This window comes from Stutzerimonas azotifigens DSM 17556 (assembly GCF_000425625.1).
GTDB classification, from domain to species: Bacteria; Pseudomonadota; Gammaproteobacteria; order Pseudomonadales; family Pseudomonadaceae; genus Stutzerimonas; species Stutzerimonas azotifigens.
Genome location: NZ_KE384420.1, coordinates 33,497 through 44,372, shown reverse-complemented (window position 1 = coordinate 44,372; position 10,876 = coordinate 33,497). Strand labels below are relative to the sequence as shown.

Annotated in this window: 12 protein-coding genes; 5 read left to right on the top strand and 7 right to left on the bottom strand. The window is 68.7% G+C overall.

The window, feature by feature from the left end; genetic code table 11:
- Window positions 1-93: 93 nt before the first annotated feature.
- The 5 genes from doeB to ehuR form a co-directional block, all read right to left on the bottom strand.
- The gene (gene doeB, locus H610_RS0121080; RefSeq protein WP_028241513.1) at window positions 94-1,095 is read right to left on the bottom strand and encodes a N(2)-acetyl-L-2,4-diaminobutanoate deacetylase DoeB; all 1,002 of its coding nucleotides are present in this window, start codon (window positions 1,093-1,095) and stop codon (window positions 94-96) included.
- Window positions 1,096-1,099: 4 nt separating this feature from the next.
- Window positions 1,100-2,290 (bottom strand): ectoine hydrolase DoeA, encoded by a 1,191-nt coding sequence (doeA, locus tag H610_RS0121075; protein WP_028241512.1) that lies wholly within the window; start codon window positions 2,288-2,290, stop codon window positions 1,100-1,102.
- 100 nt (window positions 2,291-2,390) lie between these two features.
- The gene (locus H610_RS0121070; RefSeq protein ID WP_028241511.1) at window positions 2,391-3,374 is read right to left on the bottom strand and encodes a cyclodeaminase; all 984 of its coding nucleotides are present in this window, start codon (window positions 3,372-3,374) and stop codon (window positions 2,391-2,393) included.
- Between the two features lie 54 nt (window positions 3,375-3,428).
- Window positions 3,429-4,400: a hydroxyectoine utilization dehydratase EutB gene (eutB, locus tag H610_RS0121065; protein ID WP_028241510.1), complete on the bottom strand. Its 972-nt coding sequence runs from the start codon at window positions 4,398-4,400 to the stop codon at window positions 3,429-3,431.
- 176 nt (window positions 4,401-4,576) lie between these two features.
- Window positions 4,577-5,986: a MocR-like ectoine utilization transcription factor EhuR gene (gene ehuR, locus H610_RS0121060; RefSeq protein ID WP_028241509.1), complete on the bottom strand. Its 1,410-nt coding sequence runs from the start codon at window positions 5,984-5,986 to the stop codon at window positions 4,577-4,579.
- A gap of 244 nt (window positions 5,987-6,230) precedes the next feature.
- On the opposite strand from ehuR, the gene ehuB reads away from it, so the two are divergent.
- From ehuB to H610_RS0121035, 5 genes are all read left to right on the top strand, one after another.
- Entirely contained in the window at window positions 6,231-7,079 is an 849-nt protein-coding gene (ehuB, locus tag H610_RS0121055; RefSeq protein ID WP_028241508.1) for an ectoine/hydroxyectoine ABC transporter substrate-binding protein EhuB, read from the top strand.
- An 84-nt stretch (window positions 7,080-7,163) separates the two neighbouring features.
- Window positions 7,164-7,823 (top strand): ectoine/hydroxyectoine ABC transporter permease subunit EhuC, encoded by a 660-nt coding sequence (gene ehuC / locus H610_RS0121050; protein ID WP_028241507.1) that lies wholly within the window; start codon window positions 7,164-7,166, stop codon window positions 7,821-7,823.
- A complete protein-coding gene (ehuD, locus tag H610_RS0121045) occupies window positions 7,820-8,479 on the top strand; it encodes an ectoine/hydroxyectoine ABC transporter permease subunit EhuD (RefSeq protein ID WP_028241506.1) in 660 nt (219 codons plus the stop codon). The genes ehuC and ehuD overlap by 4 nt, the downstream gene beginning before the upstream one ends.
- A 2-nt stretch (window positions 8,480-8,481) precedes the next feature.
- Window positions 8,482-9,315: an ectoine/hydroxyectoine ABC transporter ATP-binding protein EhuA gene (gene ehuA, locus H610_RS0121040; protein ID WP_051231908.1), complete on the top strand. Its 834-nt coding sequence runs from the start codon at window positions 8,482-8,484 to the stop codon at window positions 9,313-9,315.
- A gap of 25 nt (window positions 9,316-9,340) precedes the next feature.
- Window positions 9,341-9,670, top strand: coding sequence for a tetratricopeptide repeat protein (locus H610_RS0121035; protein ID WP_028241504.1), 330 nt, complete (start codon window positions 9,341-9,343; stop codon window positions 9,668-9,670).
- Between the two features lie 6 nt (window positions 9,671-9,676).
- Here H610_RS0121035 and H610_RS0121030 read toward each other — a convergent pair whose 3' ends face one another.
- Window positions 9,677-9,952 (bottom strand): PilZ domain-containing protein, encoded by a 276-nt coding sequence (locus H610_RS0121030; RefSeq protein ID WP_028241503.1) that lies wholly within the window; start codon window positions 9,950-9,952, stop codon window positions 9,677-9,679.
- 35 nt (window positions 9,953-9,987) lie between these two features.
- The gene (locus H610_RS0121025) at window positions 9,988-10,875 is read right to left on the bottom strand and encodes a lysophospholipid acyltransferase (protein ID WP_028241502.1); all 888 of its coding nucleotides are present in this window, start codon (window positions 10,873-10,875) and stop codon (window positions 9,988-9,990) included.
- Window position 10,876: the final 1 nt, after the last annotated feature.

Genomic DNA, 10,876 nt, shown 5'->3' with positions numbered 1-10,876 from the left:
GACCAATGGCCGGTGCTCGGCGCCCTCACCCCAGCCCTCTCCCGAAGGGAGAGGGAGTTGGCCTGGCGTCGGCCCGAAGCACCGTGGCTTCACTCACCCCACCACCTCGGCGATCACCGCCAGGGTGTCGCCGCTCTGCACCCGCCCGGGAAAGTGCCGGGCGCTGATCAGGCCGGCGCGGCGGGCGCGGTATTCCACCGGGGCCACGCCGGTGCGGCGGGCGTCGTGGACCCGTGCCACCAGTTCCCCGGCCTGCACGGTCTCGCCCAGGTCCCTGCACATCTCCAGCAGTCCGTCGCTCTCGCTGCACAGGTAGCAGCCGTCATCGGGCATGTCCAGCATCACCGACTCGCCCCGCTGCGGCTCGCCTTCGAGCATGTCGAAGTGGATCAGCAGGTTGCGCACGCCGCGCTCGGCGATCGCCAGGCTGCGCGCGCTGAGGGTGCCGCCGCCGCCGAGCTCGGTGGTGACGAAGACCTTGCCCAGCGCCTCGGCCGCGGTGTCGTAGAGGCCCTGTGCGTCCTGCTCCAGCATGCGCATGCAGTAGGGTGCGGCGAAGGCGCGCATGCCCGCCTCGCAGCGCGCCTGCTGGGCCGGGTCGGGCAGCAGGTGGCAGGCGGCGAACGGCAGGAAGTCCAGGGTCTTGCCGCCGGAGTGGATGTCCAGCACCAGGTCGGCCATCGGCAGCAACGTGCGCTGGAAATAGTCGGCGATCTTCTGCGTTACCGTGCCGTCGGGCCGCCCCGGGAAGCTGCGGTTGAGGTTGCCGCGGTCGATCGGCGAGGTGCGCGTGCCGGCCCACACCGCCGGGGCGTTCATGAAGGGCACGATGATCAGCCGCCCGCGGATGGCCGTCGGGTCGAGGCTGCCGGCCAGCTTGCTCAGCGCCAGCGGGCCCTCGTACTCGTCGCCGTGGTTGCCGCCGGTGAACAGCGCGGTGGGGCCCGCGCCGTTCTTCACCACGCTGATCGGGATCATCACTGCGCCCCAGGCCGAGTCGTCGCGCGAGTAGGGCAGGCGCAGGAAGCCGTGCTGCACGCCGTCGCGCTCGAAGTCAACGGTGGGGCTGATGGGGTTGCGCAGGGTCTCGGTCATGCCTTCAGTCCTTCACGTAGAGCTTGCGCGGCAGGTCGCAGAAGGTTTCCACGCCGGTCTCGGTGATCAGGATGCTCTCGGTGATCTCCAGGCCCCAGTCGTCCATCCACAGCCCCGGCATGAAGTGGAAGGTCATTCCCGGCTCGAGCACGCTTTCGTCGCTCGGGCGCAGGCTCATGGTGCGCTCGCCCCAGTCCGGCGGGTAGCTGATGCCGATCGGGTAGCCGCAACGGCTGTCCTTCTGGATGTCGAACTTGTCCAGCACCTTGAAGAAGGCGCGGGCGATGTCGCCGGTGGTGTTGCCCGGGCGCGCCACCGCCAGGCCCGCGGAGATGCCTTCGACCACCGCCTGCTCGGCCTCGAGGAAGTGCGCCGGCGGCGTGCCCAGGTAGATGGTGCGCGACAGCGGGCAGTGGTAGCGCCTGTAGCAGCCGGCGATCTCGAAGAAGGTGCCGGCGCCGAGCCGGAACGGGCTGTCGTCCCAGGTCAGGTGTGGCGCGCTGGCGTCGGCGCCGGTGGGCAGCAGCGGCACGATGGCCGGGTAGTCGCCGCCGTGGCCCTCGACGCCGAGGATGCCGGCGCGGTAGATCTCGGCGACCAGCTCGTTCTTGCGCAGGCCCGGTTCGATGCGCTCGTAGATCGCCTCGTGCATGCGCTGGACGATGCGCGCGGCGATGCGCATGTACTCGATCTCCTGTGGTGACTTCACCGCCCGCCGCCAGTTGACCAGCGCGGTGGCGTCGCAGAAGCGCGTGTGCGGCAGGTGCTGTTGCAGCGAGCGGAAGGCCGCGGCGCTGAAGTAGTAGTTGTCCATCTCCACGCCGATGGCCAGGCGGTCCCAGCCGCGTGCGGCTATCACTTCGAGCGACAGGTAGTCCATCGGGTGGCGCACGCTGGACTGCACGTAGTGGTCCGGGTAGCCGATGATGTCGTCGTCGCCCATGAACACCGTGCGTCGCGCGCCGTTGGCGTCCTGGCCGCGGCCGAACCAGACCGGGTCGCCGTCCAGCGCCAGCAGCACGCACTGGTGCACGTAGAAGGACCAGCCGTCGTAGCCGGTAAGCCAGGCCATGTTGGACGGGTCGGACACTATCAGCAGCTCGATGCCGCGGGCGGCCATTGCCCGCCGTACCCTGGCGATTCGCGACGCATATTCCTCCCGGCTGAACGGGAGATTGACGACGATTTCGGACATTCTCTTGCCCTCGTGGATGGACCGTTTCTGCTCTGCAGGGGCGAGCTGGCTCGCGGGCCACGAAAGGCGGCCCGGGCGCGAACAGGCTCGCGTCTGCAGATCAGGGGTTGAAGACGAACCCCTTGCCCGCCGCGCGCGCCCGGTCGAAGGCGAAGCTGGCGATGGCGGTGTCCTGCGCGCCGGTGCCGGTCAGGTCGCAGAGGCTGACCTGGGCGGCCGAGGTGCGCCCGGGGTGCTGCCCGGCGATCACCTGGCCGAGCTCGGCCAGGGCGGACGAATCCTTCAGCGCACCCGCCGCGAGGGCGTGGTGCAGCTCGCCGAGCACGCGGGTCTGGCTCAGGCGGTCGGCGACGTAGAGGTCGCAGGCGGCCAGCGCCGCGGGGGCGATCTCGTTCTTGTGCTCGGCGTCCGAGCCCATGGCGGTGATGTGCAGGCCCGGCTGCAGGTGACGGGGCTGGATCAGCGGCTCGCGGCTCGGGGTGGTGGTGATGGCGATGTCGACGCCGTCCATGGCCGCGTCGACGCTCTCGGCCACGCGCGCCTCGACGCCCTGCAGCCCGGCGGCCAGCGCCGCGGCCCTGGCCGGGTCGCGGGCCCAGACGCGCACCTCGCGCACGTCACGTACCAGCCTCAGCGCGGCGAGCTGCAGCCGCGCCTGCTCGCCGGCGCCGAGCACGGCGACACGGGAGGACTCGGGACGGCTCAGCCACTTGGCCGCCACCGCGCCGGCGGCGGCGGTGCGCACCGCGGTGAGGAAGCCGTTGTCCAGCAGCAGCGCGTCGAGCAGCCCGGTGCGCGCGCAGAACAGCATCATCAGCCCGTTGAGGCTCGGCAGCCCGAGCGCCGGGTTGTCGAAGAAGCCCGGGCTGACCTTGATGGCGAACCGCGGCAGGCCCGGCAGGTAGGCGGTCTTCACGTCGACCTCGCCGTTGTGCTCGGGAATGTCCAGGCGCAGGATCGGCGGCATCGCCACCGCCGCGGTGGCGAGCAGGCGAAAGGCGTGTTCCACCGCGTCGAGGCTGGCCGCATCGAGGGCCAGGCAGGCACGCAGGTCGCTTTCACTGAGCAGGAGGGTCTCGGCCATGGGTTCTCCATCGGGTGCGCCGGGCACCGGTAGCAGGTTGCTCGGGGTCGGTCGCTACTCGCAGGCGCCGCCGAGCACCCGCAGGTGCTGCGCGGTATCGACGTTGCGCCCGCTGATCACCACCACCACCGGTCCGCGCGGCTTCACCAGCCCCTCGAGCAGGGCGGCGATGCCCACCGCGGCGGCGCCTTCGAGCACCAGCCGCTCCTCGTGATAGGCGTGGCGCATGCCGGCGGCGATGGCCGGTTCGTCGAGCAGGTGGATGCGGTCGGCCAGCTCGCGGACCAGGGCGAAGGTGTAGCGGTTGTCCATGCCGATGCCACCGCCGAGCGAGTCGGCCAGGCTCGGCAGTTCCTCCACCTCGACCGGGTGGCCAGCCTCGAGGCTGGCGTGCATCGCCGCGCCGCGGCGCATGCTGATGCCGTGGGCGCGGATCGCCGGGCGCTGGCGCTTGAGGCCGAGCGCGACGCCGGCGAACAGCCCGCCGCCGGACAGCGGCACCAGCACCTCGGAGACTTCCGGGCACTGCTCGAGGATTTCCAGGCCGAGGGTGCCCTGGCCGGCGATGATGTCCGGATGATCGAAGGCCGGCAGGAAGGTGGCGCCCTGCTCACGAGCGATGCGCTCGGCTTCCACCCGGGCGTCGTCCTGGCTGTGGCCGACGATGACCACTTCGGCGCCGAGATCGCGGATCGCCTGAACCTTGTTCGCCGGCACCAGCTGCGACAGGCAGACGATCGCCTTCACCCCCTGCTGCGCAGCGGCGTATGCCAGCGCCCGGCCATGGTTGCCGGTGGAGGCGGTGACCACCCCGCGGCGCTTCTGCGCGTCGGCAAGCTGCGCCACCGCGTTGCTCGCGCCGCGCAGCTTGAAGCTGCCGGTGGCCTGCTGCGATTCCAGCTTCAGCCAGACCGGCACGCCGGCCAGGCGGCTGAGCGAGCGCGAGGGCTCCAGTGGCGTCTCGCGCACCAGGCCACGGGTGCGCTGGCGGGCGGCGTATAGCTGGTCGAGAAGGATCGGCTGCATGGCGTACATTCCGATGGCGAATGCCGCGGAGTGTAGGAGCGCCGATTTCGGCCGCCGAATGTACTAGTACTCTTTTTTTTCGCCCCAAAATTGACCTGCTTCAATGCCTGCAGGTGCGCTGTTTCGGGGCCTGCAGCGGATTCCGGTCACAGGATGGTGCATCCGCCCCGCGCCGCTCAGCGGGCGCCGCGGAATTCGTGGATTTCCGGGTACTGCTCGAAGACTTCGCGGATGTCGCGCAGCCCCTCGCGCAGGCGCTGCTCGTCGCATTCGGCGCCGACGCACAGGCGCATCGCCCGCGGCCGGCGGGTGCCCGGCGGCAGAAAGGGGTCGGGCAGGGTAAGGGCGATGTCGCGCCGGCGCAGTTCGCGCTGCAGCGCGTCCAGGTCCCAGTGCCCGGGGATGTTAAGCCAGGCGTTGAGCGACGCCGGATGGCTGCCGCGCAGGTAGTCGCCGAGCTCAGCGCTCACCGCCGCCTGGCGGCTGGCGATCAGTTCGCGCTGCAGGCGCACCAGCTCGTCGGCGTGGCCGCGCTCGATCCAGCGCGTGGCCACCTCGCCGAGCAGCGGCGCGGCCATCCAGCTGTTCACCCGCAGGATGCTCTCGGTGCGCAGCGCCAGGCGCCGCGGCATGGCCAGGTAACCCAGGCGCAGGCCGGTGAGCACAGACTTGGTGAAGCTGGTGCAGTAGAACGACAGCTCCGGCAGGTAATGGCTGATCGGCGGCGCCTCGCGGCGGTCGGCCAGCAGTGGGCCGTAGATGTCGTCCTCGATGACGTAGACGCCGTAGCGGCGGGCAATGTCGGCGATCTCCCGGCGGCGCATTTCCGGCATCACGCTGCTGGTGGGGTTGTTCAGGTTCGGCGTGCAGACCAGTGCGGTGACCCGTTCGTTGGCGCAGAGGTCCTCGAAGTGCTCCGGATCGAGGCCGTGGCGGTCGGTCTCCACGCCTTGCAGGGTGAAGCCGAGGACCTGGGCGGTGCCGATCACGCCGTGGTCGGTATAGTTTTCGCAGAGCACCAGGTCGTCGGGTCCGGCCAGCGAGGCAAGGGCGAGGAAGATGGCGTGGGAGGTGCCGTTGGTCAGCAGCAGGTCCTGCAGTTCCACCTCAAGCCCCAGCCCGGCCAGCCACTGGAGGCCGACCTCGCGATGATGCTCGAAGCCGGCGATCGGCCGGCAGGCGTGGATCCACGGCTGCTCGTGCTCGGCCGCCAGTTCCTCGCAAGTCTGCCGCCAATAGCGGTCGTGAGTCTCGGTATGGACGATGCGCGCGGTGGAAAAGTCGAGCAGCGAGTTCTCGCCGCGGTCGAGCATGGAAGTGGCCACGCGCTCGCTGGTGCGCCGGCTGACGAAACTGCCGCGGCCCACCTCGCAGCGCACCCAGCCTTGGCGCTCGAGCTCCTTGTAGGCGTTGGTCACCGTCTGCACGCTGATGTCCAGCTGGTCGGCCAGCAGCCGCTGCGGCGGCAGGCGCTGGCCGTCCTGCAGGTTGCCCTGCTCGATGTCGGTCGCGATCGCGTTCACCAGCAGCTTGTACTTCGACGCGCCGGTGCGGGCGGCGAGCAGGGCCTGTTTCCAGTTACGCATGGCAGTCCACCTGAATTCGAGCCGACAGCATCGGTCGAAGCGAGGTGTCGTGCAATTGTCCTAGTGCAATCCTTCGAGCAAAACAGCTTTTGTATGCTCGGGCGGCGTAAACGCGGCGCACCTCCCAGCAGAAAAGAATCGGTGCCCGCGCCTAGGCAGGGAATGCCCTGTCCTGATGCTCTTGAAACTGCCTCCTATAAAAGCAGGTCCGCCTGCAAACCATAACAGCACAGGAGTACTCACGATGAGTCGCGCACGTCCCTTCCGCCTCGGCAAGTTGCTGCTGGCCTGTACCGCGCTGGCCGGAATGACCCTCGGCCTGGCCCAGGCCGACACCCTCGACAAGATCAAGGAAAGCGGCAGCGTCCGCATCGGCTACGCCAACGAGACCCCGTTCGCCTACACCGCGCTGGACGGCAGCGTGACCGGCGAATCGCCGGAGATCGTGCGCAAGGTCTTCGAGCGCATGGGCATCGAGAAGATCGAGCCGGTGCTCACCGAATGGGGTTCGCTGATCCCCGGCCTGCGCGCCGGACGCTTCGACCTCATCGCCGCCGGCATGTACATCACCCCCGAGCGCTGCAAGCAGGTGATCTTCACCGATCCGCAGTACCAGCTGCCCGACACCCTGCTGGTGAAGGCCGGCAATCCGAAGAACCTGCACAGCTACGAGGACATCGCCAAGAGCGGCGCCAAACTGGCGATCATGGCCGGCACCGTCAACCTGGCCTATGCCCGCGACGGCGGCATCAGCGACGACCAGATCCTCCAGGTGCCGGACACTGCCGCCCAGCTGCAGGCGGTGCGCAGCGGCCGCGCCGATGCCGCGGTGGGTACCCAGCTGACCATGAAGGGCCTGGCCGAGAAGGGCGGCGACTCCCTCGAGGCGATCGCCGAGTTCAAGGACGATCCGGCCCACACCGGCTACGGCGCGCTGGCCTTCCGCCCGGAAGACACCGCCCTGCGCGACGCGATCAATGCCGAGCTGAAGGGCTGGCTGGGCAGCGAGGAACACCTCGCCACGGTCGCCCCCTTCGGTTTCGACCAGTCGAACGTCACCGACAAGACCGCCGCGCAGCTCTGCGCCCAGTGATCCACGGGCGAACCGCCGCGCCGGTCCTCGGCGCGGCTTCGTTCGTCCGGCTCGCTTCGTCCCTGCCATAGAGGTAACGAACCGATGGGTGAACTCCTTCCCCTCATGCTGCAGGGTGCCTGGGTGACATTGCAGATCACCTTCTGGGCTTCGCTGCTGGCGATTGCCTGCGCGGTACTCGGGGCGCTCGGCCGGCTCTCGCCGTTCGCCCCGCTGCGCTGGTTTTCCATCACCTACATCGAGGTGTTCCGCGGCACCTCGCTGCTGGTGCAGCTGTTCTGGCTGTATTTCGTCCTGCCGATGCCACCGTTCCACGTGGAACTCTCGGCCTTCTCGGTGGCCGTGCTCGGCCTCGGGCTGCACATCGGCGCCTACGGGGCCGAGGTGATGCGCGGCGCCATCCGCTCGGTGGCGCCCGGCCAGTACGAGGCCTCGTTGGCGCTGAACATGACGCCGCTGACCCGCTTCCGCCGCATCATCCTGCCCCAGGCGCTGCTGGCAGCCATCCCGCCGGGCACCAACCTGCTGATCGAGCTGCTGAAGAACACCTCGCTGGTGTCGCTGATCACCCTGTCGGACCTGGCCTTCCGCGCCCGCCAGCTGGACCAGGCGACCTTCATGACCCTGGAGATCTTCGGCCTGACGCTGGTCCTGTACTTCCTCATGGCCCAGGCCATCAACCTGGCCATGCGCCTGGTCGAGCGCCGTCTCGGCCGCGGCCGGATCAAGGGAGGCCTGGCATGAACTTCTTCGACTGGCAGTTCGCCTGGGACATCCTTCCGCAGCTGCTCGAGGCCTCGCTCAAGACCATTGGCATCACCCTCGGCGGCTTCGCCATCGCCGTGGTGCTCGGCCTGATCCTCGCGGTGGGCCGGCGCAGCCGCCTGCCCTGGCTGTCCTGGCCGGTGACCGGACTGATCGAGTTCATCCGCAGCACGCCACTGCTGATCCAGGCCTATTTCCTGTTCTACGTGTTCCCCAACTACGGCCTGAACCTCAGCGCCCTGCAGGCGGGGATCATCGCCATCGCCATCCACTACGCCTGCTATACCGCGGAGGTCTACCGGGCGGGGCTGGATGCGGTGCCGCGCGGGCAGTGGGAGGCGGTCACCGCGCTGAACATGAAGCCGCTGACCGCCTACCGCGACGTCATCCTGCCGCAGGCGCTGCGGCCGATCCTGCCGGCGCTGGGCAACTACCTGGTGGCCATGCTCAAGGACACCCCGGTGCTCTCGGCCATCACCGTGGTCGAGATCATGCAGCAGGCCAAGAACATCGGTTCGGAGAGCTTCCGCTACCTCGAGCCGATCACCCTGGTCGGCCTGTTCTTCCTTCTTCTCAGCCTGGCCCTGGCCTGGTTCGTTCGCCGCCTCGAAGACCGCATGGAGGTCGCCCGATGAGCATGCAGCAACGTTTCGACGATTCCCCGATGGTCCGTCCCTCACGCCGGGACGGCTCCGCCGAACCCCTGGTGCGCTTCGATCAGGTGACCAAGCGCTACGGCAGCCTGACGGTGCTCGATCAACTGAACCTGGAAGTATCGCCCGGAGAGAAAGTGGCGATCATCGGCCCGAGCGGCTCCGGCAAATCCACCCTGCTGCGCGCGCTGATGACGCTGGAAACCATCGACGACGGCGTCATCGAGGTCGACGGAGAGCCGCTGACCCACATGCCCACCGCCGGCGGCCACCTGATACCGGCCAACGCGCGGCACCAGCGGCGCATCCGCGGCCGGATCGGCATGGTGTTCCAGAGCTTCAACCTGTTCCCGCACATGAACGCGCTGCAGAACGTCATCGAGGCGCCGGTGCAGGTGCTCGGCATGAGCAAGGCCGAAGCCAGCCAGCGGGGCGAGGAACTGCTGGCGATGGTCGGTCTGGAGGACAAGCTCGGGCACTACCCGGCACAGCTGTCCGGCGGCCAGCAGCAGCGGGTGGCGATCGCCCGCGCGCTGGCGATGCGCCCGAAGGTGATGCTGTTCGACGAGGTCACCTCGGCGCTCGACCCGGAGCTCTGCGGCGAGGTGCTCAACGTGATCCGCCAGCTCGGCGAAGCACACAACCTGACCATGCTGATGGTCACCCACCAGATGGGCTTCGCCCGCGAGTTCGCCGACCGGGTATGCTTCTTCTACAAGGGCCGCATCCACGAGCAGGGCACTCCCGAGGAACTGTTCGGCAACCCGCGCGAGGAACGTACCCAGGCCTTCCTCAGTGCCGTGAACGAGGCCCACTGACCAACCCGCAAGAGGTGCCACGCCCATGCTCGAATCGCTGGAAAGGATGCTCGCCCGCGGCAACGACAATCCGCTGCTGCGCTTCGGGCTGGGCAAGGGCTATCTGGATGCCGGCAAGGTGGAACTGGCGGCCGAGCATCTGAGGCACTGTGTCGAGCAGGACCCGCTGTACTCGGCGGCCTGGAAGCTGCTCGGCCAGGCGCTGCTGCGCCAGGGCGACGAGCAGGGCGCCCGGCGCGCCTGGGAGCAGGGGTCGAGGGTCGCCTGCACCCGTGGCGACAAGCAGGCCGAACGCGAGATCGCGGTGTTTCTGCGCAAGCTGGACAAGCCGCGCCGCGAGCCAGGCGACGCCTGAGCGCCGTCAGTCGCGGCGCACGAAGCGGAAGCCGGCGCCTTCGGCGTCGACCCGCATCACTTCCAGCTCGAGCTCAGGCGCGGGTATCGGCAGGTCCTGCACTTGGCCGGTGACGATCATTCCGGGCCGTAGCGCAGCAAGATCCTGGTGCTGGATGTAGATGTAGACACCACCATCGGACAGGTCGCGCGTCTGCGCGACCACGCTGCCGAGGCTGTCGTGGCTGATCCGGATACGGCATTTCATGGGGGTACGCGGATGCTCGCGCTGATTTCTGCTCATCGCCTTCTCTTCCCTGTTCAGGCGCGGTACTTCAATCAATACCAGCGCGGCTCGCCCGGCGGGCGCTTCTTGAAGCGTTTCATCGTCCACATGTACTGGCTCGGCCATTGCCGCACGTAGCGTTCGATGACCTGGCTCATGGCTGCCACACCGGTTTCCACATCCTCGCTGTACATCGCGTCGGGGGCCGCCTCGAGGATCACCTTGTAGCCCGAGCCGTCCTCCAGACGCAAGGCGTGCAGGAACACGCCGCGCGCCTTGCCGCCGGCGAGCATGCCGGGGACGAACTTGCTGGTCAGCGCGCGGGTGGCGAAGAAGGGCACGAACACCCCGCTGCCTTCGCTCGGCTCGGGGTCGGCGGGAATGCCGACCGCGCCGCCGCGGCGGACCTCCTTGATGACGCTGAGGATGCCTTCGCGGGTCGAAGGCGCCACCCGGTTGCCCAGCTGCACGCGCTGGCGGGCGAGCAGTTCGTCCACCGCCTTCAGCTTCGGCGGCCGGTAGAAGATGATCGGCTTGCACTGCGAGCAGTAGAAGTGATTCAGCACTTCCCAGTTACCCAGGTGGCTGGTGATGCCGACCACGCCCTGGCCGGAGGCCAGCGCCTGCTCCAGCACCTCCAGGCCTTCGACCTCCCTGATCAGCGACAGCGACTTCTGCGCCGGCCAGATCCAGGCGCAGGCGCTCTCGGTGAGGGTCTTGCCGGTGTCGCGCAGGGTCCGACGCAGCAGGGCGTCGAGCTCGGCCCCGGCCAGTTCCGGGAAGCAGTGCGACAGGTTGATGCGCGCGACCTCGCGCGAGCGGTTCGGCAGCTTCCACATCAGCCAGCCGATCAGCGTCCCGACGCGCTGCACCATGCGCCAGGGCAGGCGGGCGAACAGCCGCAGGAAACCCACCACCAGGGCCCCCTTGAGTTTTTCCACG

Coding starts and splice junctions, on each gene's coding strand:
- doeB (WP_028241513.1), bottom strand. CDS start 1,095: ATGACCGAGACCCTGCGCAACCCCATCAGCCCCACCGTTGACTTCGAG.
- doeA (WP_028241512.1), bottom strand. CDS start 2,290: ATGTCCGAAATCGTCGTCAATCTCCCGTTCAGCCGGGAGGAATATGCG.
- H610_RS0121070 (WP_028241511.1), bottom strand. CDS start 3,374: ATGGCCGAGACCCTCCTGCTCAGTGAAAGCGACCTGCGTGCCTGCCTG.
- eutB (WP_028241510.1), bottom strand. CDS start 4,400: ATGCAGCCGATCCTTCTCGACCAGCTATACGCCGCCCGCCAGCGCACC.
- ehuR (WP_028241509.1), bottom strand. CDS start 5,986: ATGCGTAACTGGAAACAGGCCCTGCTCGCCGCCCGCACCGGCGCGTCG.
- ehuB (WP_028241508.1), top strand. CDS start 6,231: ATGAGTCGCGCACGTCCCTTCCGCCTCGGCAAGTTGCTGCTGGCCTGT.
- ehuC (WP_028241507.1), top strand. CDS start 7,164: ATGGGTGAACTCCTTCCCCTCATGCTGCAGGGTGCCTGGGTGACATTG.
- ehuD (WP_028241506.1), top strand. CDS start 7,820: ATGAACTTCTTCGACTGGCAGTTCGCCTGGGACATCCTTCCGCAGCTG.
- ehuA (WP_051231908.1), top strand. CDS start 8,482: ATGCAGCAACGTTTCGACGATTCCCCGATGGTCCGTCCCTCACGCCGG.
- H610_RS0121035 (WP_028241504.1), top strand. CDS start 9,341: ATGCTCGAATCGCTGGAAAGGATGCTCGCCCGCGGCAACGACAATCCG.
- H610_RS0121030 (WP_028241503.1), bottom strand. CDS start 9,952: ATGAGCAGAAATCAGCGCGAGCATCCGCGTACCCCCATGAAATGCCGT.